Raw genomic sequence first — 21,315 nt, forward strand, 5'->3', positions numbered from 1 at the left:
TTACTTACTATACATATATGAAAGAAATAGGGGGCTATGACAATTTGTCCAATAAAAAGATGCTGTTAATATGCCTTATCTGCAACATTTAAAATCAGGATCCTAAATGAAGAAAGATACCGTTTCCGAAACGGTATCCTTCATTTTAATCCCATTTGGCTTTCGAAGCCTTAACAACTTTGCGGTAAGAGCTTTGCAGTAGCAGAATGATCAGCAGACTGACAACCAGTATTCCGATGGCTGAAGGAACACTCCCTGCCAACAACCCGACAATAGCGAAAATGATTGTTTGGCAGCAAAGGACAAGGTTCAATAATCTTTGAATCGAATCATCCCTTACTTTTTCAGCAATCGGGTAGAGATCGTACCAAATAAGACTTTCATGCTGTTTCCTGATTGCCATTAGCTGAAACCCTGTTAAATAAACAAACAAACCAGCCGTTATCATTTGCGGCAACAATGTGCGCAATGACAAGAGAATAAGGATCCCTATGACCGTCAATCTAAAAACAAGGCCAAGGTAATCGCTGCTTCTCACGAATGTCCGTAAATATAAATAAAGATACGCATTTTTTTGTTTATAGCTTACAAGCTTCAGAAGCGGATCAAGCCATTTTCTTCTTGCAGGCTTTTGCTTGAGCTTAGGAACATCTGTGAACAAATTGGCAAAACGGTAAAAGGCCATCATCCGCTTACTCTCCAGCGTGATAAGATGTTCCCATCTGAGCCGCTTCCCTCGTGATGACTGTTCAAAATAAAGCCATAGTGCTAACTGAATGGCCAGCACGATTACGATATACAACATACTGCCTTTAGAAAATACAACATACAGCAAGGCGCCGTTTACGCAATATCGCACCAAGGTATCCAAGAGGTGCACTGAACGCTCCTGGTATTTCAAAACGGACCAGCGCGTGCGCAAGTTGACATATTTCATGATGGCGAGCAGGATAAACATATAAAAGAAATCGGAGAACCGGCCTCCTTCAACCGCAGTATACAGCGGCATGGCTGCAGCTAAAAACATCAGCAAAATATAGGCTTGGACAATAAAGCTTAAATGGATGCTTTTTTTGAAATAGGACTTCAGCTTTGTTTCTACAGGCAATAAAAAAAACATATCAGGTTCTTTAAGAAGGGTATAGATTGAGCTTCCCGTCATGGGTAGTCCGATAATAACCGCTAATATAATCGCTGCAGGGAACGATGAATCCAAGGTTTTTACCCATTCACTGTAATAATAAGCAAGGCCGCCCAGCCCAATGATCAACACAAATACTAAATGGCCATTGAAAATATACTGTAAGTATTTTTGAAGCTCCTGGACAAAAATACCGAATCTCTCTTTCCACAGCTCTTTGCTATTCATGGCTGTCTTCTTCTTTCGTCAATTCGATATAGAGGTCATCCAGCGTCGCTTCCGGCATCGAAAATTCCCGCCGCAAATCCTCGAGAGTGCCTTTGGCACGGATTTGCCCATTATGTAAAATGATGAAAGAATCGCAATATCTTTCCGCAGTAGCAAGTATATGCGTGGACATTAAAATACCCGCCCCTCTTTTCTTCATATCTTCCATCATATTAAGAAGGGACTGAATGCCAAGCGGATCCAAACCGACAAACGGTTCATCCACAATATATAAAGATGGCTGCACCAGAAAGGCGCACATAATCATAACCTTTTGTTTCATCCCCTTCGAAAAATGGGCAGGAAACCATTTCAGCCTTTTTTCCATCCTGAATTCTTTGAGCAGTTTAGATTTTTGTTTTTCAAATTCCTGCTCAGTGATTCCATATGCCATCGCTGTAAGCCTCAAATGCTCCTCCAGCGTAAGTTCATCATATAAAACAGGCATTTCCGGAACGTATGTAAATTGTTTCCGATATTCTTCAAGGTTTTTATCCGGAGATAAGCCATTGATGGTAATGGCTCCTTTTTTCGGTTCCATCGTTCCAATAATATGTTTGATGGTTGTACTTTTACCGGCACCATTCAAACCGATTAATCCAACCATTTCTCCGCTCTTAACGGAAAAAGTGACATCGTTCAGCACCAGGTTCTTTGTATAGCCTCCGGATAATTCTTTTATTTCAAGAAGTGACATAGTTCAATTCCTTTCTTATGCACACGTAGTTGATTTGATTTTATCAAATTTTTCATGCAAGATACACCTCTGCCTCTTGAACACCCAAAAAAATCCATCAAAAAATGTTGTTATATTTTCCGGAAGACTGGTTATCCTAATTAGTGAGGAAGGGATGATATTTCGTAATTGATGTTTATCCACCATTTCAACCAATTGAAATGAGGTGTCTGAAAAAGACGCAAATATCGATCTCAACAACTTTCCTAAGGTGCAAATGAGATGGTTCTCATGCATCCGGCGAATCGTTCAGCAATAAGCACATTACTGATTTCAACAATTGGAATGAGGTGTTTGTTAAAGGCATCCTATCGCTTTATACGTTGTAAACATTTATGTAACAACAATATAGGAGATGGTTGCATTGGACGTTGAAGCTGCTCACTAAAAACACTACATGACAAATGAGGTGTCTGCGGCAGAGATATAATAGCAAAGTTGACGAAACAAATTGATATTCCTTCCTCGCGGGCAGGGTGCACTTTTAAAGTGCATCCTGTTTTATTGTCCATGCTAGAAGCGGTCAATTTATGTTAAAATATTGGTAGCAAACGCTGCAATATCAATAAATCGGAATTGCTACTACTGATTATCGAAAGGATGGGTTGAAATGTCTGATTGTGTTTTTTGCGGAATCATCAACGGAGATATTCCGTGCTCGAAAGTATATGAAGATGAACACGTATTTGCTTTCCTTGACCTTAGCCAGGTAACCAAAGGCCACACTCTCGTCATCCCGAAAGTACATAAGAAAAACGTATATGAATTAACGCCTGAAATAGCAAGCCATGTTTTTGAGGCGGTTCCGAAGATCGCAAATGCAATTAAAGCGGAATTCAATCCAATCGGAATGAACGTCATCAACAATAATGGCGAAGCAGCTGGGCAATCGGTTTTCCACTTCCATCTGCACATCATTCCCCGCTATGGCAAAGAAGATGGATTTGGCGCAGTATGGAAAACACATAACAGCGATTATACAAAAGAAGACCTCATCGCCATTGCTGATTCTATCCATAAGCATATTTAATGGACTCAGGAGACTGGAAACACCAGTCTCTTTTTTCACGTGCTAAAAAAGAAATATTATTTAAATTTTATAAAAATTATGTTATTTATCTTCTTTTTTTGATAGTATAAACTTACTTTATCGCATTACAGTGAGAGGGGATTTAACAAATGAAGCGAGCCTATAATTTTAATGCCGGACCGGCGGCTTTGCCGGAGGAAGTACTTCTAAAAGCACAAGCAGAATGGCTAAATATCGATGATTCCGGTATGAGTGTAATGGAACTGAGCCACCGGAGTTCTATCTATAACAATATCCACCAAAAGGCCAAATTTTTATTGAAAGAATTGCTTTCTATTCCGGATACACATGAAATACTTTTTCTTCAAGGGGGAGCCAGCCTGCAATTTTCTATGGTGCCGATGAATCTTTTGGAAGAGGGCAAGAAAGCCGCATATGTATTGACAGGTTCCTGGTCCGAAAAAGCTTTCAAAGAAGCCCAAAAAATCGGAGATGCGGCAGTGGCTGCCTCCGGTAAGGAAAATATGTATGCCCGCATCCCTTCCACACAAGATTTAACGTACGGAGAAGATGCCGCATATCTCCATATCACAAGCAACAATACCATTTACGGAACCCAATGGAACACATTTCCGAATACTGGATCAGTGCCTTTAGTTGCAGATATGAGCAGCGATATTCTAAGTAAGGAAATAGACATCAGCCAATTTGGATTGATCTATGCTGGGGCGCAAAAAAACCTTGGGCCTTCAGGGGTAACAGTCGTTATTATCCGGAAGGACCTGATCAAGAAGATCAGTCAGCTGCCGACAATGCTTCAATATACCACACACAGTGCAGCGGACTCTTTGTATAATACGCCTCCCACTTTTGCCATTTATTTATTGTCGCTTGTCCTTGCCTGGGCAAAAGAACAAGGCGGGGTTATTGCCCTGGAACAAAGAAATGAAGAAAAAGCCCGTCTCATTTACGATGCGATTGATGGCAGTGAAGGATTTTTCAAGGGCCACGCCGAGCAAGGAAGCCGTTCCAAAATGAATGTAACGTTTACACTGCCAACGGAAGAGCTTACTGAACAGTTTCTTCAAGAAGCCAAGCAGGCTGGATTTGTAGGACTTGGAGGACACCGCTCCATAGGAGGGTGCCGTGCTTCCATCTATAACGCTGTTCCTACAGAACATTGCCAAGCTTTGTCTGCCTTTATGAAAAAATTCCAGGAAGCCAACAAATCGCTTCAAAAATCGTAGTTCAAATGATATAATGTGAGTACGTTTTTCGCAGCAGGCAACGAGTGCACTGTTGGAGAATCGTATATTAAATGAGCTGAGTATAGCAGAGGAGAGAATAGTAAATGAATAATACAAAGACTTTAGTCTCACTTGCCCTTTTTGTCGGTATTGGAGCCATTCTTCACGCCATCATTCCACCGGTGTTCTTCGGTATGAAACCGGACATGATGCTAACGATGATGTTTTTAGGCATAATCCTTTTCCCTCAAATCAAAAATGTCCTTCTCTTGGGCATAACAACGGGCATTATTTCCGCATTGACCTCAGGGTTTCCTGGAGGCGCCTATGCGAATCCGATTGATAAGATTGTAACGGCATTTGTATTCTTCGGTATGGTTATGATTATTAAAAAACTGCATTATTCAATCGTTACATTAGGAATCATCACTGCAATAGGAACAATGGTTTCTGGCTTGGTATTCTTGGGTTCTGCTTATTTGATCGTCGGCCTTCCAGGGCCATTCCTTGGATTGATTGCTGCCGTCGTTATCCCAGCTATGGCTTTAAACACAATCGCCATTGTCATCATGTATCCGATTGTGAGCGGAATTATGCGCAAATCGCATATACAAGTCCAAACAATTAAATGAATATACATTAAACAGGGGCCTGCCATTCTCACATGCAGGCCCCTTTATTGTATATCCATCCATCATTTCCACATATTCAAAACTAAACCCAGTATTAAAAATACACAAGCAATCCCAAGGAACAACATAGCTCTTCGACGCAGGCTGTACCTGGTGGGAAACACACCGGCATTGAATGAAAGAGCCATGTTCAAACCTGCCAATACCATACAGATTAACATGGCGCCGAACGCAATCAGTGTCATTATCCACTCGCTCCTCCCTTCACCGTGTCTATGGACAATATGTATCTATAACACATGTATTCTACTTCGGCACTAATCATGCCATTTACAGAGAGAAAAATGCCTTTATTTCTTCTCCTCCCACCACAAGCTATACTTAAATAATTTATCTCAGCATAAAATTGGTTTAACATACTATATATGTGATATATATAGTATATGGAACAGATTTTAAAATTATTTTTAAAAATTTATATTATATAATAAAGGAATTTTTGCTATTTTGTAGAAAAGTAATATATGGGTTTTTTTAAATAATTTTACTTTGTTTTAGCCTATGTAGTTGTTACCTATTTCAAGGGGAAACGATCATTAGTTTAACCTTAAAATCCACAGATAATTAGAGGTGAGTAGAAATGAAAGGAAAAAACATATTGCTTGGTTTCATTGCAGGCGCAGCCGTTGCAGGAGTCGCTACTCTGCTTTATGCTCCTGCCTCAGGAAAAGACCTGCGCAAAAACATTAAAGAGAATAAAGAAGACATACAAGAGATTTTGGCTGACATAAAAGAGCGTATTAAAGACATGAAGGAAGAAACCGTTTCTGCTTCCATCGTCAGCAAAGAATCGATTAAAGCATTCACTGCCGACGTCAAAGAACTCATTCAATCATGGAAGAGCAGCATAGAACCGCATAAACAGGAGATCCAATACAGAATCAAAGAAATTGAGAGCGCTTTAGGCGAACTTGAACAAGTTGTTTCCTCGGCGCCTGCCGGAGAGAAAACAGAGCAATAAGAGGACAGCTTATACAAGGAAAGTTTCAAAAACACTTTCCTTGTCTCTTGTATTGTTTTTTGAAATAATAATAATGTAATTTTTTTCAAAACAGATATAAATATCTAAAAATTTTGTTAATTTTTACTTTATTAATTTTTATTTTCTTGTCATAATAAATATAAATGATCTGTAAGGTAGGTGGATTATCATGGAAGAAAGAAATTATTCGATGAAAGAAGCTATATTATTTAGCCATCGAGTTGCCCAATTAAGTAAAGCGTTATGGAAGTCAATCGAAAAAGATTGGCAGAATTGGATTAAGCCCTATGATTTGAACATCAATGAACATCATATCCTGTGGATTGCCCAACATTTGAATGGAGCTTCTATATCGGATGTTGCCAAATTCGGGGTCATGCACGTGTCGACTGCCTTTAACTTTTCCAAGAAGCTTGAGGAGAGAGGATTGCTGAAGTTCTCCAAAAAAGAAAACGATAAGCGGAATACGTATATCCAAATAACCGAGGATGGAGAAGACATACTATTGAAGTTAATGGAAAGCTACGATCCGGCAAAGAATGCTGTATTTGAAGCTTCCCTGCCTTTACACAGCCTATACGGCAAGTTTCCGGATATGATCGAACTGATGGCTATCATCCGCAATATTTACGGGGATGATTTCATGAAAATTTTCGAAACTTCCTTCAGCAATGTCGATAAGCAATTAACTGAGGTTGAAGGAAAACTAGTGAATGCCAATAAGACAGCAGAGACTGTTTAATCGCCTTCCTGTAAAACACTCTTCATTTCCTTCATAAACTCTGTATGCACACCTTGCTTTATACATGCGTGTATTAATTCCAAAGACGAAATTGATGCAGGAATTTTCTTTTGTAATTCAAACAGAAGCGGATAAAAAGTAACATATCCTTCCGCTTTTTGTTTTTTGAATTTTTTGCTCAATTCTTCACATATGTTCAATACTTGCTCTGTATCCTCTTTGCTTAAATCATGCTCCACGATAAGATAATATAATGGCAATTCTGTGTCTTTAAGCATCCTTACCAACAACTGTTGGTGATATTCTAATTTATCTAAACGTTCAGCAATTTCATCCATTATGAAAGCGCCTCCTTTTTCATTCTATCTATGGCTGCTTCAGCTTTCCTTCCACCACTGTTTCCATGTCTGGGAATGAAAGAATTCCAATCGAAAAAATGGTATTGCATTTTCGGCTAAAACATCGTAAAGTATTGGAGTATTTCATGAAACAAAAACGGACTTATACTAAAAATTCGCCTATTTGGAGGCTCTCGGCATGCATTGTTGGAAATCTGTCAATTTAACTAAGCAGTATGGTTCACATCGTATACTCATCATATCCTTGTTGACCATGCTTTTATCGTTCGTGACGATCTATGCCCTTATTTCAGCGGGTTTTCCCAAAAGTAAGCTACACGACGATTATACCATTCTTTTTATTGGCGGCATATTTATGCTTTACCCGCTGCACAAACTATTACACTTGCTTCCTTTGTTATTCTCGATCAACAAATTAAAAATTCAATCGAAGCAGCTCTTCTTTATCCCTCGATTCTCTATCAAGGTTAAAGAACCTATCACGAAAATGTTATTTCTTTTGTCGCTTATGACGCCGTTTATTGTCATCACAGGGCTTTGCCTTTACTTTGCCATTATTATCCCGTCATATGCACATTACTTTACCATTCTTCTTTCCCTTCATATCGGGCTGTGCGCCTCGGATGCCATTACATTGTGCAACATTCTCCGCACCCCGAAATATTGCTATGTGGAAGAAAATGATGAAGGTTTCGAAATTCTTGTTAATGAAGCCTAAAGATAGTTGGAGTATCTCCATACTATCTTTTTTGTGCTTTATTTGATATTGTATGGGTACAGAATTTGTTTGTAGTTGGGGGGAAATCCTGTTGTCTTTGACATTCATGATCATCTACTTTATTTTTTCATTGTTCATCCTATATAACATGAACGCGATGACTTATAAATTAATTATACAAAAAGAAATTCCGGACATTAAACAGCCTGGCGTATACCGGATGATAAACGTATGTATGACCATCTTACTAATATCTCTGTATGTGAAAGTAATGTTTACATAAAAAGCATGCAGCTTTAAACAAACAGCGTATGAAAAAGGTGAGGCAAGATGCCTCACCTTTTTGATTAGAACCAAGAGCATCCGATAATCACTAATAGAATAAATAAAACAACTAATAGTGCGAATCCTCCTCCATATCCATATCCACCTGACATGTTCTTTCCTCCCTTCCTTGTGCTCTAAAATACGTTCGTCACAGCCAACATGCCCCTATAATTACAAGCAAAATAAATAAGACAACGAGTAAGGCAAAACCGCCTTGAAAACCGCCACTCATAGTAACACCTCCATAAAGGGTAATTACCATATCTTATTCTGCAGGCACCTTTTTCGAGCAGGCTGTTGTCCTTGCTTTTGTTTTCTTTTTATCCTATATAAGCACAGCCTACAATTATGAGTAAAATGAACAACACAACCAGTAAGGCGAAACCATTGCTATGACCGTAGCCCATTCTCCATACCTCCTTTTTTGTGTACGATACATACTATGTCTAAAGAAATGAGATGGCTAGGTTATAGCCTATTTTTTTCCTAAAATTACTTATTCTCCGGAATAAAATTTTTGCGGGTGAACCATTTTATGATATAGTAAGTTTTATGATAGTTTTTGTAATTTAAATTTAGGAGTTGTTATGATGAAGAAATGGATATTACCCGTTGCCCTTACACTGAGCATCACAGGCTTGGCTGCATGTTCCAACGGGGATTCGGAAGCAGTTGTAGAAACAAAAGCAGGCAACGTGACAAAAGATGACTTTTATAATGCTCTTAAAGATACAAATGGCCAACAGGTCCTACAAGAGCTTGTATACGAAAAAATTCTTTCAAAAGAATATAAAGTATCTAAAAAAGAACTCGATAAACGTGTCAATTCCTTAAAGGAACAATTGGGCGATAATTTCCAGATGGCTCTTGCCCAATATGGATATAAAGATGAAGCAGATTTAAGAAAGAACTTCAAAATCGCCATGCTTCAAGAGAAAGCTGCGATTAAAGATATTAAAGTCACTGATAAAGAATTGAAAAAAGCTTATGAGGATTACAAGCCTGAAATCAGAGCGCGCCATATCCTAGTTGCGGATGAGAAAACAGCTAAAGAAGTAAAAGCTAAATTGGCGGCAGGCGAAAAATTCGAAGACCTTGCCAAGAAGTATTCAACAGATACTGCTTCAGCTGAAAAAGGCGGAGACCTTGGCTGGTTCGGCGCTGGCGCAATGGTTCCAGAATTCGAAGCAGCAGCATATAAATTGAACAAAGGCCAAATCAGCGACCCTGTCAAAACCGATAATGGCTACCATATCATTGAAGTTACTGACAAGAAAGAGAAAAAATCCTTCGAGGATATGAAAAAAGACCTTGAATACCAAGTGAAGGTATCTAAGATCGATAACGAAAAAATCCAAAAAGTAATGAACAAAGAATTGAAAAAAGCAGATGTTAAAGTGAACGATAAAGATTTGAAGGATGCTTTCAAAGCACAATCTACTTCTGCCCAATAAAACAGAACAAAAAGAAGGCCTTCCATTAGGACGGGCCTTCTTTTTGTTCTTCACCATCAACCTTTTACCTTATAAGCTTCTTCCACACGCTTCGCTTTTTCTTCATACATTCTGGCAATATATTTCTGGCCTTCTTGCTCAATGTATTCGTTCTCCATATTTCTTTCATCGCGGCCGGCTTTAATGGCCATGAATCCGCTGACCAATATGCCTGCCAATATGGCTCCCACGATTATAGTCATGTTTATAACATCCCCTTTCCCAACACTGTACAAGCGTTGCTACATTGTATGCGGGAAAAGGGAATTTTATGAAACATCTCTTGAAAAGGCCCTATTTCACTTGTTCTGTATTTTCATAGCGGCTATCCAAATAATCGACAATATGAACGATATACCCTTCTACGGTCTGAGGGCTTCTGATGCATGAACCCCATTCCGGAAGCCCATGATGGCTAAGAATGCAATGAGCAACCGCATGAAGGTCATCCATCGTAATTTCGATTCCTTCTGCTTCTATTACCCGTGTAAAGAAAAGCACACCATAAGGGATGTGCCCAACCATGACTCCAAGCTGGTCCATAATGATGCCTGTCGATTTTCTGGACGAAAAGTCAGCTGTTGCAGTAGGGAATAAGAAAGAAAATTCATCATATTGCTTGCCGGCATGATCGTATTCAAGCATCTTTCCGATATCGTGGAATAAAATGCTCGTCATGATAATATCATAACTCGGCTCATTTTCCTGATAATTCATCATTCCGTACAGCATTTGGTACAGATGGTCGATGGTTTCTTTCCAGACAAGCTGCCCCGTGTTAATTTTACCTGTCTGCATCTGTTGCCATAGTTCATTCTTATGTGCTTTCTCAACGACACTGATCAGTTTCATGACAGCCTTATAGTGGTTCTCTTCAGCCCTCATAATATAGCGGGCAAAGCGCATTAAGCCGACCGTGTGCTTCAGTAATCCCCCTAAATAATTATGGTGGAATCCCTTCGCTGCCGGCCGGAGTGAAAATTGTCCCCAAAATCTGTCCATGGCAGCTATTCCAATTTCCTTAAACGGCGATTGCAGTTCATCCAAATAGGAGAAAAGCTCAACAGTCAGCTCTTTCATATCTTGATGGGTATAGGCCAATAACGTATATGGATTGATATCTGCTTTGGCGGGCGTCATTTTATGGACAGTTATCGACTTGAATCCACGATAATCCTCAACCTTGCCTTCAATCGTAAAAACGGAATATTCCTCAAGCATCGGTACATACGTTTCTACTTCTCCTTGGTTATCCCACATCTTTGTATTGTAGGCGCCGTTATTATTGCTAAAACGCATTTTAAGAAATTGCTTATTTGTTTTCGTCATTTCTACAGAGAAATCATTCAATAGCAACGTGACCTTTACATGATTGCCCTGCACCTCATTTTCCAGAGTAAATGCTTCTTCCGATGTCGGAAGGACCGGCGGCGGATAAGCCGCAATAATTTCTTCACGTCTTCCTTCCGAACACTCATATTCAATCGGGATATTGTTATAAAAATAGGTACTCTCCTGAGACAAGCTCATCCCTTCTTTCTCTTTTGGTTTTATGGTATGGCGCTTAGCCCATCCTAATAATCTGTTGATCTGCCAAATGCTCCACTATATATTCATGACACGTAAATAATATAATCTGATGGCGAACCTGCATCTCCTTCAGTAGTTCAATGATTTTACGAAGACGGCGCAGGTCTAGATTGACAAAACTATCATCAATGATAATCGGCAGGGGATCTTCCTGATATGAATGCTGTGCCAAAGCAAGGCGCAATCCAATATAAATCGCCTCCTGTGTCCCTCGGCTCACTTCTTTCGCTTCAAACAGAAGGCCGTCTTTCCGTTGAAGAACTAACCCTTCCTCTTCTTGCCCCCACTGCAGCGATACATACTTTCCATCCGTAATTAGGCTTGTATAATCCGTTGCCTGTCTTAAAATGGCAGGCAACGTCTCTTTTTTGTATTGATCGACCGTTTTTTCAAGCAACGCTTTAGCCAGCGACAGTTTCATCCATTCGCGTGCATTCTCGTTCACTTCCGATTGCTTCGTTTGAAACTCGAACAGGCGTTCATCATACGTCCCACCTTCTTCAAGGGCTTTTATCGTATGCCTTACATCAGCAAGTGTCTTAATCAGTTCATTTTTCTTTTTCTCAAGCTGCTGTTTTTTTTCTTTCAGCAGACCGATGCTGTAATCATTCACAATTTGTTTGCCGGACCACTGAACCCTTTCTTCTTCATATGGTTTCAACTGGATCCGTATAGTCTGCAATTGCTTTTCAAGCGCTTGTTTTTCTTCAGCCTGCCGCGCTTTTTCCATGAAGCTGGCTTCATCGGTACATTCAGCCTTATTTAAAAGATCATTGATTTGCTTATGCAAGTGTTCGCTTTTCACTTTTAATTCAGCCGCTTGCTTCTCCAGCTGTCCTGCTTGTTCAAGCAGCTGCCTTTTTTTCATGATTTCTTCTTCTAAACGTTCAAGGGCTTTTTTCAACTCAGCATTTCCCTCAGAAAGACTTGAAGGCTTTCTGCCCAAAAAATCTGTACATGCCTCTACTATTCGTTTCTTATATGCCTCAACAGCCATTGCCGATTCTTCTAGTTGGCCTTGAAGCTGCCTCTTAGTATAAATGGATTGCTTAAGAGATACAATCGCCTCATACATAGATTGCAAAAGGCTTGCCGGGACTACTTCCTGGGGAACTTGCCAGCCTGACAGCACCTTGTGGATTTCTTCCTGCACATCCACCATGTTTTTTTCCCACTGCTCAAATTCATCAACCGTCTGATGAAAAGCATGCTCATGTTCCTCTTGCTTGATTTTTTCGCTGTAGAACCTCTGCCTAAGCTCATCATCCTTTTGCTGCAGTTGCCTTGCCTGCTGCACATCAATTTGAGATGATGTTCCCGCCTGCGCTGCACATTTTTCTTTTCGGGAAATTAATTCATTCATTTCTTCGCTCAGTTCTCCGAGCACGGAAACAGGCGCGAAAGCCGTTCTGAAAAAGAACAAGGCAACAAGTGCTGCTCCCACTACCAATGCAGCCAGCCAATTTTGTTGGATAATCAGCAAAACGAGCAAGATGGCACAAATAGCATATAGCCCCAGCATCAAGGATCGGTAATTGCTTCTCTTTTGCTTCTCTTTTTTCTTGGTTTTTTCTATTTTCATTTCAAGCTTGCTGATTGATCGTTCTATATAGGCAAGCTCCACTTCATTTTGCCCGTCTTTACGATTTCTCTCCACTTGATTGTCTATCTGCTCCCGTTCATCGTCCGGAAGAATTTGTTCGTTCAGGAAAGAAAGCCTTTGCTCAATCATCCGCAATGCGCTCTCTTCGCGCTCCTGTTTCTGGTCTAAATGTGTTTTATCATTTTCAAGCTTTGCAAATCTATTCTGAATGGATAAAATCTGTTCCTGAATGATGGAACTGCTATCCAGCAACAAAATTTCTTCCTCTGCCAAAGAAATATGCATATAGTCCCTTAGCTGTTGAATCTCTGTCGAAACGGATTCCAAGGATTGTTCTTTCCGGCGTTGTTCCTGAATCATGTTCTCGTATAATCCAGCTTGGTCGATAAGCTGCCTTACATGTTCTTTTTCTTCTGCAAAGCGCTTGTCAATCTCCAGCCTCCCCATTTGAAGCTGCACGGAATCCAACTGCTTCTGCACCGTATGGAGAGTTGTATCGACAGGCAATAAAACTTCCTTCAATGCTAGAAGTTCATCCTTCGACTCTTCCCGAAAGGAAAAATCGCCCAATACATTCAGTTTATCATTGATTCTTGTTTCTTCAATCAGAAGTGGTTCGGCGCTTATATAGTTATAGCTAGAAATAATTTCTTCCTGTGTTTGCCCAAGCTGCCGCTCTACTTCAGCATGTTCTTTTTCAAGATTTTTCAAATTCTCCTGCCATTCATCGTATCTGTCCTGTTCTTGCCCCGCCTGCTGGAGCCTCCCATACCTTTGCTGCAATTCGTTCAATTCTGCATTGACAAGCGGAAGCTTTCCTGACGGCTTGAAGAGCTGGTCCATTTTTTTCTGTAAGCGCTGCTCAGTCCTGAAGAGGCCGTCGCTTCCCATCATGCCGGATGACAGCAAATAGCGGCTAATATCTTTTTCATCAATATCGCTCAATCCGTTCAACCCTTGAAGGTCAAATGAATAGATACGCTGATAGGCTGTCTTATCGATACCCAGGAGCAAACGGTCCAAATCGGCTTGGCTGCCTGTCCTTCCATCCTGAAAAGTGACTGTCACATCCCCGCTTGCAGCTTTCCCTTTGATGCGTTGAATCAACACCTCGCCATAACGGTCGCTCTCAATCAGCAGCTTACCGCCATATGCCGAAAAATCCTTTGGCTCGTAACGGTTATCATTTTGGTTTTTTAAAGGAAAACCAAACAAAATGCTATGGATAAAACTCATCAAAGTCGATTTTCCCGCTTCATTTTCACCGAAAAAAACCGACAGCCCCTGCAAATCGGAAAACGTGGCATTATGTATTTTTCCATATCCATAAATGCTGATTTCTTTCAATCTCATGACTCTTGCCCTCCATGTGATAATTCAAGCGATAGCAACTGCTCGGCTTCTTTTTCCAAATCCTTTTTTTCATACGGCAGCAAAGGGGAAAGATATTTTCTGCCAAGCTGATGTTTATAGAGGGGCCTTATCGCTTGATCGACATCTTGTTCACTCAGCCCTCGTTCCCTGATCAATACCATCAACGCATTGTTTTGGTCAGCAGCATATTCTTGGATAATACGCAATTGAACCGGGAATACAAATTGCGGCTGCTGTTCCTCTTCTTCCTGAAGAATAGCAAGCAAATCCTGCCCGAGAGTATCCATTGGCATCGAAGGCTTATAGCACACTATATCCAATGTAGCAAAAACATCATACTCACCATTTCTCTTTTGTTGAAATTCTTCTCTGCAGGCTGACAATAACTGGTCAAAATCATCATCATCCTTTAATTCGATTGAGATGTCCTCCCAAACAATTGGTGATGTAGCGTTAAATTCGATGGACGATTGCTTTCCATCCAATTCTACATAATAACAGCCCTTTGGACCCGACTCTTTCCTATTCCTACCTTGGATATTGCCAGGGTAGATGATAGGAGGAGATAGAAGAAGTTCTTTCCTTTTATGTATATGCCCTAAAGCCCAATAATCAAAATGAAGGTTTTGCAGCTCCTCCAACGTAAATGGCGCATATTGTCCATGCTCCGTTTGCCCCTGTAAATTGCCATGAAGAAGGCCAATATGGTAATCTGCTCCCTCTTCCTTTCTATATTGCTGTATAATTCTTTCCTTCACATGCCGTGTAGGATAACTATAGCCATATAGATGTACCTTGGCATTATTCTTCACAAAAACCTCCACACCAAATTGCTCTGAAAAGATATGCACATTACCCGGCTGTTTCATATCGACCCAATCGCCGCCAAGGTGGTCATGGTTTCCATGGATGATATAGACCTCGATTCCCTTAGCTTGCAGTCTTTCCATTTCTTTTCTGAAACGTACCTGTGTTCTCAGGTTACGGTTTGCGCCATCGTATAGATCACCGGCCAGCAGCAGAAAATCTACATTTTTCGATATGGCGAGTTCGACAATTCTCTGGAAGGAAAGGAACACAGCCTCCTTCATCTTTTCCAATATGGAAGGCGGTATCATCTTTAATCCGGCAAACGGGCTATCCAAGTGCAAATCGGCACTGTGGATAAATTTTATTTTTTCCATGATTCTCTCACCTCATATACCCATTATCTTACCATATTAGAGAACATACTTTCTTATTTACTTTTACGTTACAAGCCAACTGATGCATAAATTCACCATTCTTTATAAAAAACGGGTGATAAGATGGACAACCAGGTAGGTGAAAAGCGCCTGTAAGTCTATTACATATTCTGCCCATAGGAAACATAGCACTAATTATGGGGCTTACAGCATCCTTCAAGGGAGGAATGAGGGAATGAAAAAGTGCCTATAGATAAAACACTTTTTTCAAGTGATCCATCTATAGGCACCATCTATCACATTTGTTCTTACATCATTATCGTTTGGACAATTGCAATGCCCTCTTAATATTTTTCAATGAATTGCCTTTTCCATACATTAATACTCCGCCACGATACACCTTCGCACCAAAAATTGCCAATGCGACAATCGTAATCAAGCATAACAAGATACTGATCGCCACCTGCCAAACAGGCACATCAACCATACCTACACGAAGGAACATAAGCATCGGCGTAAATGGCGGGATAAATGAACAAACCTTGACGAACCCTGCCTCTGGGTTGCTCAAGCCGAACATAGACATCATGAACGCAATGACGATTAAATAGGTCATCGGCTGAATCATTGATTGAACGTCTTCCACTCTGCTGACCAACGACCCGAGGAATGCAGCCAAAGTCGCATAGATGAAATAGCCGAGCAGCGTAAAGACAATGGCATAAATGATCGTCGAAAGTGATGCATTGCCGAATCCAAAAACAGAGAAGAAATCGCCCGGCATATCTGCCAGTGACTTCTTGATCGCATAATAGCCAACGCCAAAGAACAGAATGAGCTGAGTAAGGCTCAGCAACGCGACACCCAGTATCTTCGCAAACATCTGCTGAACCGGTGAAATGGATGAAATTAAGATTTCCATTACACGGGATGTCTTTTCTCCCGCCACCTCTGAAGCAATCATACCTGCGTACATCAGAACGCCAAAGTAAATGACAAACAGAATGACATATACCAATCCGCGGGCCTGGCTCAACTCTTCCTGCGTCTTAGCGGAGTCTTTAGTAGCTACTTTTTCAAAGCCAGCAGGCGCATAGAGCCCGGCAATTTTATCCTGCGACAACTGGAGCTGTGCTGTGTAAAGGCGATTTTTCAGCGCCGTCAGGTTTTGGGACAATTCATTGCTGACCGTCTCATCAGAGATGCTTTCCGCTTTATAAGTCCCTTTAGGCATGCCTGAAGCATCAGGTTCAATAATGAGAAAACCTTCTATTTTGCCTTTTTGCAGCTGCTTCTTGCCTTCGCTCTCATTTGCCAGCTCTTTCAGTTTAAATTCTGATTTCGCCTGCTTTAATTGCGCTTTATAATCTTCATAATAGCGTCCATCCTTATCGATGACCCCGATGGTTGTATCCCCTTTTTTATCGAAAAAATCGATGATCTTCGGCAGGTTGCTGAGAGCGAGCAACAAGACCAAAATGATCGCTGTGGTTGCTATAAAACTTTTTGTTTTGATTTTTGATAGGTATGTATGCGAAAGAACCACCCAGAATTTATTCAAGTGACGCACCCACTTTCTCAACAAAGATATCATGCAGGGACGGCTCTTCCAATTCGAATTTCCTTACGAATCCCCGGGCAAACAATTGTTTCTGTATTTGCTCAGCAGCTGATTCATCTCTGATCTGCAGGATTGCTCCTTCTGCAGTTAGGCGCATCTTCTCAACACCAGCGATATCAGCTAGCGATGCCAGATCCATATCTGTGTGTATGACCAAATTCTTTTTGCCGAACGAGCGTTTAATGTCCTTTAATTTTCCATGGACCACAGGCTTTCCCTTATCCATAATACATAAATGCTCGCATAGCTCCTCTACATGCTCCATTCGATGGCTGGAAAAAACAATCGTCGTTCCCCGGCTTTTCAGCTCAAGAACAGCATTCTTCAACAAATCAACATTCACAGGATCCAATCCGCTAAATGGTTCATCCATTATCAATAACTTCGGTTTATGTATAATTGCTGTAATAAACTGGATTTTTTGTTGATTCCCTTTTGATAGCTCTTCCACTCTTTTATTTTTATAATCAGGTACTTTAAAGCGTTGCAGCCAATAATCCAGCTCTTTAAGAGTTTCTTCTTTTTTCATGCCTCTCAGCCTTGCCAAATAGACAATTTGATCGCTTACCTTAAGCTTAGGGTATAATCCTCTTTCTTCCGGTAAATACCCGATGGCATCACTAGTCGAATAATTGATCGGTTTTCCGTTCCATGTAATGGATCCTTCCGTCGGGTCAAGCAACCCCAGTATCATCCGGAACGAAGTGGTTTTGCCGGCGCCGTTAGCCCCAAGGAAACCAAAGATTTCTTTCTCAGGAATATTGAAGTTGATCTGATCCACGGCTGTGAAATCGCCAAACTTCTTTGTAACAGAATCAATAATGAGAGCCATTCTAGTATTATCCTCCTTGAATATAAAGATCTAAATCTACAACACCCTATCGATCTTACACCCTCTTCTCTTTACAAATTAAGTCTATTATGTAAAAATAAAGTATTAATCTGATAATATAAAAGGTTGTGAACTTAATGGAAACATATAAACTTACTGCTTTTGATTCCAAGGGCGAAAAACTGTTGGATGAGGCCTTCCAAGCTGAAAATGACGATCATGCGAAAACAATCGGCCAGCAGCTTCTTGAAGAAAAAAAGGTTGCTGATGTAACCCACCGGTGCACATCCCCTCGAGGAAAGCTGATTTTATTCCATCGATAATAAACGGAATGACTATTGGTGGTGAGGATTATTACAGTGTGTAAAGCATGCTTTACAATAAGTATATGGTTTACTCTTTATTGAAGTCAATGACGCTTATTCGATAATAATCGACAAATTCAGGAAGTATTCTGACATGCTATTTCTCGACGCCAGCTCCAGAAAAATGATCCCCAAGCAGAAATAATCATAAGGGCGGACCTTCTTCAGGCCCGCCCTTATGATTATTTTCCTGTGAAATTCGGTTTTCTTTTTTCAAGAAATGCAGTTACGCCTTCTTTATGATCCTCAGTTTTTCTCATTTTCAATTGTCCTCGCTTCTCTAATTCCAGCATTTTCAGAAGGCAAGGACGGTTTCTTTCAGCCAAAATCTTTTTCGTACGGATCATAGCCTGTATTGGGCTATGAAGCCATTTATCTGCTTTTTCCTTAACATCCTCTTCCAAGTTATCAGAAACAAAGTCAATCAACCCCATTTGCTTCGCTTCTTCTGCGGATAATACTTTGCCTTCCCAGATCAGCTCTTTCGCTTTCACATCCCCAAGTCTTTGGCTTAAGAAGAAATGGCCGCCTCCGTCAGGAATTAAACCAATGCCGATGAAATTCATGGCAATTTTACTGTTGCGATCAGCTACCAAAAAGTCGGTTGCTAATGCCAAGCTCAGGCCAAGGCCTGCCGCTGCCCCATGAATTTCACAAATAGTCAACTTAGGCATACCGTATAGGGTAACTGCCAAATCAGAGATGTACTCCATTACGGTAAAAAAGTCCTTCTCTTCAGACATCTCCAGCATCATCTTAATATCTCCGCCAGCTGAAAACGCTTTCCCTGCACCCTTCAAAATCACAATATCTACGCTTTCATCCGTTGTGATATCCCTTAACACCTGGCTAAGTTCTTTCAACAACTCAACATCCAGCGCATTCATCGCTTGAGGTCTATTGAGCTCTACCGTAATGACCCGATTATTTTTATGAACTAACACTGATTCTGTTTGCGAAGCATAATCCACTTCAGTCAAAACAAATTCCTCCCTTTACACATATAAAAATGGTCCATATTCCTATTATATCGTTAAGCCAAACTCTAGCAAACTAATAATTCCGATAATACTAACTTTTAATAAAATTGAAATATTGCATTCATTTTATACCTTTAATGGAACTTGCTAGAAAATAATTCAATACGAAAAAGTATGTAAGGATTTATAAATAATAATGACGAGGCAACTTTGAAGTGCCCCTCCAAAGATAAGCGACCACTTACTTAACGTGTCATAGATCCTAAACCTATTCTGATATTTCCATTTTTACACAACCAAGAAATGCACCGGCTCCATATTAGACCAGCGGCAATGACACGTGACTACAGCTATCTTGACTGCCCACTACAACATTTTTGAAACAGCATACATAGAAACAGGCACTCTGTCTATTAAGAGTGCCTGTTTGCTTACTTGCCGAATAATTGTTTCAAAATATCGATTTTGTCATCTGTATATTTTATATAGCTGTCATTATACGATTTTGGATCTTTTGGATTGGCAAAGTGCTGGATCGCCCCTGTTCCTTGATCGATGAATTTGCTGGCAGCGCCGCAGCCTATGCCAATGATCGTTTGTTGTTCTTCCATAATCATAATATTGTAGATGCTTTCCTGCCCCGGGAACGAATAGCCGACGTTTTCTAGATTGCCAAGAATATTTTGCTGCCGGTACAAATAATACGGAACATACCCATGTTCCTTCGTCCAGTTTTCGGCAAGGTTCATCATTTTTTCTACTTCATAACGGTCTGCTACCTGATATTTCTCTTTATTTTGTGTCATTTCCGATGCTCTTTTAAAAGACAGAGTGTGTACAGTTAAAGATTCAGGCATCAATTTTTCCGTTTCATCCAAGGAATGCTGGAATTCCTCAGTCCCTTCCCCCGGCAGGCCAATGATCAAATCCATATTGATATTATTCATGCCCATTTCCCTGGCAAGATGGAATTTATCGATGGTTTCTGCCACTGTATGGTGACGGCCGATTGCTTTTAACGTTTCATCTGTATAGGATTGCGGATTGATCGATATACGGTCTATATTCCACTTGTTCAATACGGCCAATTTTTCTTCGGTTATTGTATCCGGCCGGCCGGCCTCAACTGTTACCTCACGTACCCTCTCCACATTTGGAAAATGCTTATACATATGTTCATACATACGGTCCATATCTTCCGCACTGACAGATGTCGGAGTGCCCCCTCCATAATAGATGGTCGTAATCGGGACATTCAATTCCTTCAAAACTTGGCCTATTTTTTCTATTTCATAATGCAATCCCTGCAGAAAAATTGGGACTGAACTTCTTTGGGCGGCAATAGCATAGGCAGGGAAGGTGCAATACGCACACTTGGTTGGGCAGAAAGGGATCCCTATATAGATACTGACTTCCTTGCGGAGATCATATAAATCAGGGACGACTTCCAATTGTCGATCAACGATTTGCTGCATGAGATCGATTTTTTCATCCGTAATGCTGTATTGATCATGGAGGAAATGATGCGCTTCCTCCTTGGTTGCTCCTTCCCTTAAGGATTTATGGAGCAACTTGGTCGGACGGATACCGGTCAGAAATCCCCATTTCTGATGAATCCCGGTCATCGTTTGCAAGGCATCCAAATAAGCGTAGGAAACGGTATTTTTCAGTTGAGTGAACTTTTCCTTCTCTGTTCCTTCTATATCTTCTTTTTGGCAGAAGCCTTTATATTCAGCATGGCTGGAATGGTCAACAATGAGGGCCTCTACTTCAATTGCCTCTTTAAACTGAACTGTGAACAATGCTGTCAGGGACGGATTCTTTCCTTCCGCATATGTCACTTTTGTATTTTCAAAAAACAAATTGGCTATCAGACGGAGCGGTCTCAAGAATTTTTCATCTTGCAGTCCCTTTATTTCTATTAACAAAACAATCACCTTTAATCCGTATATTTTCTATCTGAGTCTGCTAATAGTTTACAGAAACGGGTTGGCAAGGTCAAACCGGAGGCCCCTTTTTCAATAAGCAAAAA

The 21,315-nt window shown here is 40.5% G+C and carries 23 protein-coding genes; 8 read left to right on the top strand and 15 right to left on the bottom strand.

Features of this window, described 5'->3' with window-relative positions; all coding sequences use genetic code 11:
• Nucleotides 1–145: 145 nt before the first annotated feature.
• Nucleotides 146–1,369 carry an ABC transporter permease gene (locus ABC357_RS14650; protein ID WP_412888229.1) on the bottom strand — a complete coding sequence of 408 codons (1,224 nt, stop codon included), beginning with the start codon at nucleotides 1,367–1,369 and terminating at the stop codon, nucleotides 146–148.
• A complete protein-coding gene (locus ABC357_RS14655; protein WP_412888230.1) occupies nucleotides 1,362–2,105 on the bottom strand; it encodes an ABC transporter ATP-binding protein in 744 nt (247 codons plus the stop codon). Before ABC357_RS14655 ends, ABC357_RS14650 begins: the two co-directional genes overlap by 8 nt.
• Before the next feature lie 649 nt (nucleotides 2,106–2,754).
• Between ABC357_RS14655 and ABC357_RS14660 the strand changes: the two genes are divergently transcribed.
• The 3 genes from ABC357_RS14660 (at nucleotide 2,755) to ABC357_RS14670 (ending at nucleotide 5,053) form a co-directional block, all read left to right on the top strand.
• Nucleotides 2,755–3,174 carry an HIT family protein gene (locus ABC357_RS14660; RefSeq protein WP_412888231.1) on the top strand — a complete coding sequence of 140 codons (420 nt, stop codon included), beginning with the start codon at nucleotides 2,755–2,757 and terminating at the stop codon, nucleotides 3,172–3,174.
• Nucleotides 3,175–3,323: 149 nt separating this feature from the next.
• Complete coding sequence (gene serC / locus ABC357_RS14665) at nucleotides 3,324–4,421, top strand: 3-phosphoserine/phosphohydroxythreonine transaminase (protein ID WP_412888232.1); 1,098 nt, start codon at nucleotides 3,324–3,326, stop codon at nucleotides 4,419–4,421.
• Nucleotides 4,422–4,525: 104 nt separating this feature from the next.
• Complete coding sequence (locus ABC357_RS14670; protein WP_412888233.1) at nucleotides 4,526–5,053, top strand: tryptophan transporter; 528 nt, start codon at nucleotides 4,526–4,528, stop codon at nucleotides 5,051–5,053.
• Nucleotides 5,054–5,115: 62 nt separating this feature from the next.
• Here the strand turns inward: ABC357_RS14670 and ABC357_RS14675 are convergent, their stop codons facing one another.
• Nucleotides 5,116–5,298 (bottom strand): hypothetical protein, encoded by a 183-nt coding sequence (locus ABC357_RS14675; protein ID WP_412888234.1) that lies wholly within the window; start codon nucleotides 5,296–5,298, stop codon nucleotides 5,116–5,118.
• A gap of 395 nt (nucleotides 5,299–5,693) precedes the next feature.
• On the opposite strand from ABC357_RS14675, the gene ABC357_RS14680 reads away from it, so the two are divergent.
• Together ABC357_RS14680 and ABC357_RS14685 are read left to right on the top strand one after the other, a co-directional pair.
• Nucleotides 5,694–6,074 (top strand): YtxH domain-containing protein, encoded by a 381-nt coding sequence (locus ABC357_RS14680; protein WP_412888235.1) that lies wholly within the window; start codon nucleotides 5,694–5,696, stop codon nucleotides 6,072–6,074.
• Nucleotides 6,075–6,264: 190 nt separating this feature from the next.
• The gene (locus tag ABC357_RS14685) at nucleotides 6,265–6,837 is read left to right on the top strand and encodes an HTH-type transcriptional regulator Hpr (RefSeq protein WP_412888236.1); all 573 of its coding nucleotides are present in this window, start codon (nucleotides 6,265–6,267) and stop codon (nucleotides 6,835–6,837) included.
• Here ABC357_RS14685 and ABC357_RS14690 read toward each other — a convergent pair.
• Nucleotides 6,834–7,175 (bottom strand): DUF1878 family protein, encoded by a 342-nt coding sequence (locus ABC357_RS14690; protein WP_412888237.1) that lies wholly within the window; start codon nucleotides 7,173–7,175, stop codon nucleotides 6,834–6,836. The two genes, ABC357_RS14685 and ABC357_RS14690, sit on opposite strands and share 4 nt — an antisense overlap.
• Before the next feature lie 199 nt (nucleotides 7,176–7,374).
• Here ABC357_RS14690 and ABC357_RS14695 point away from each other — a divergent pair, with 199 nt between their 5' ends.
• Nucleotides 7,375–7,914, top strand: coding sequence for a DUF3267 domain-containing protein (locus ABC357_RS14695; RefSeq protein ID WP_412888238.1), 540 nt, complete (start codon nucleotides 7,375–7,377; stop codon nucleotides 7,912–7,914).
• Nucleotides 7,915–8,261: 347 nt separating this feature from the next.
• Here ABC357_RS14695 and ABC357_RS14700 read toward each other — a convergent pair whose 3' ends face one another.
• The 3 genes from ABC357_RS14700 to ABC357_RS14710 all read right to left on the bottom strand — a co-directional run bounded on the left by ABC357_RS14700 (nucleotide 8,262) and on the right by ABC357_RS14710 (nucleotide 8,648).
• Entirely contained in the window at nucleotides 8,262–8,351 is a 90-nt protein-coding gene (locus ABC357_RS14700) for a YjcZ family sporulation protein (protein WP_412888239.1), read from the bottom strand.
• Between the two features lie 38 nt (nucleotides 8,352–8,389).
• Nucleotides 8,390–8,473 (bottom strand): YjcZ family sporulation protein, encoded by an 84-nt coding sequence (locus ABC357_RS14705; protein ID WP_412888671.1) that lies wholly within the window; start codon nucleotides 8,471–8,473, stop codon nucleotides 8,390–8,392.
• 88 nt (nucleotides 8,474–8,561) lie between these two features.
• The gene (locus ABC357_RS14710) at nucleotides 8,562–8,648 is read right to left on the bottom strand and encodes a YjcZ family sporulation protein (RefSeq protein ID WP_412888672.1); all 87 of its coding nucleotides are present in this window, start codon (nucleotides 8,646–8,648) and stop codon (nucleotides 8,562–8,564) included.
• Between the two features lie 183 nt (nucleotides 8,649–8,831).
• Between ABC357_RS14710 and ABC357_RS14715 the strand changes: the two genes are divergently transcribed.
• On the top strand, nucleotides 8,832–9,695 hold the full coding sequence (locus ABC357_RS14715; RefSeq protein ID WP_412888240.1) for a peptidylprolyl isomerase: 864 nt from the start codon (nucleotides 8,832–8,834) through the stop codon (nucleotides 9,693–9,695).
• Between the two features lie 56 nt (nucleotides 9,696–9,751).
• Here the strand turns inward: ABC357_RS14715 and ABC357_RS14720 are convergent, their stop codons facing one another.
• The 6 genes from ABC357_RS14720 to ABC357_RS14745 form a co-directional block, all read right to left on the bottom strand.
• On the bottom strand, nucleotides 9,752–9,937 hold the full coding sequence (locus ABC357_RS14720) for a sporulation YhaL family protein (protein WP_412888241.1): 186 nt from the start codon (nucleotides 9,935–9,937) through the stop codon (nucleotides 9,752–9,754).
• Between the two features lie 91 nt (nucleotides 9,938–10,028).
• Nucleotides 10,029–11,264, bottom strand: coding sequence for an HD domain-containing protein (locus ABC357_RS14725; protein ID WP_412888242.1), 1,236 nt, complete (start codon nucleotides 11,262–11,264; stop codon nucleotides 10,029–10,031).
• Nucleotides 11,265–11,298: 34 nt separating this feature from the next.
• Complete coding sequence (locus tag ABC357_RS14730) at nucleotides 11,299–14,280, bottom strand: ATP-binding protein (RefSeq protein ID WP_412888243.1); 2,982 nt, start codon at nucleotides 14,278–14,280, stop codon at nucleotides 11,299–11,301.
• A complete protein-coding gene (locus ABC357_RS14735) occupies nucleotides 14,277–15,485 on the bottom strand; it encodes a metallophosphoesterase family protein (protein WP_412888244.1) in 1,209 nt (402 codons plus the stop codon). Before ABC357_RS14735 ends, ABC357_RS14730 begins: the two co-directional genes overlap by 4 nt.
• 316 nt (nucleotides 15,486–15,801) lie before the next feature.
• Nucleotides 15,802–17,046, bottom strand: coding sequence for an ABC transporter permease (locus ABC357_RS14740; RefSeq protein ID WP_412888245.1), 1,245 nt, complete (start codon nucleotides 17,044–17,046; stop codon nucleotides 15,802–15,804).
• Nucleotides 17,039–17,938 (bottom strand): ABC transporter ATP-binding protein, encoded by a 900-nt coding sequence (locus tag ABC357_RS14745; RefSeq protein ID WP_412888246.1) that lies wholly within the window; start codon nucleotides 17,936–17,938, stop codon nucleotides 17,039–17,041. Before ABC357_RS14745 ends, ABC357_RS14740 begins: the two co-directional genes overlap by 8 nt.
• Before the next feature lie 137 nt (nucleotides 17,939–18,075).
• Between ABC357_RS14745 and ABC357_RS14750 the strand changes: the two genes are divergently transcribed.
• The gene (locus tag ABC357_RS14750; RefSeq protein WP_412888247.1) at nucleotides 18,076–18,261 is read left to right on the top strand and encodes a YhzD family protein; all 186 of its coding nucleotides are present in this window, start codon (nucleotides 18,076–18,078) and stop codon (nucleotides 18,259–18,261) included.
• A gap of 224 nt (nucleotides 18,262–18,485) precedes the next feature.
• On the opposite strand, the gene ABC357_RS14755 is transcribed toward ABC357_RS14750, so the two are convergent.
• Both ABC357_RS14755 and ABC357_RS14760 read right to left on the bottom strand, forming a co-directional pair.
• Nucleotides 18,486–19,283, bottom strand: a complete 798-nt coding sequence (locus tag ABC357_RS14755; RefSeq protein ID WP_412888248.1) for an enoyl-CoA hydratase — start codon at nucleotides 19,281–19,283, stop codon at nucleotides 18,486–18,488.
• A gap of 431 nt (nucleotides 19,284–19,714) precedes the next feature.
• Entirely contained in the window at nucleotides 19,715–21,211 is a 1,497-nt protein-coding gene (locus ABC357_RS14760; RefSeq protein ID WP_412888249.1) for a coproporphyrinogen III oxidase, read from the bottom strand.
• Between the last annotated feature and the right edge of the window lie 104 nt (nucleotides 21,212–21,315).

Source organism: Bacillus kalamii, from assembly GCF_047238185.1.
Taxonomy (GTDB): domain Bacteria; phylum Bacillota; class Bacilli; order Bacillales; family DSM-1321; genus Bacillus_AD.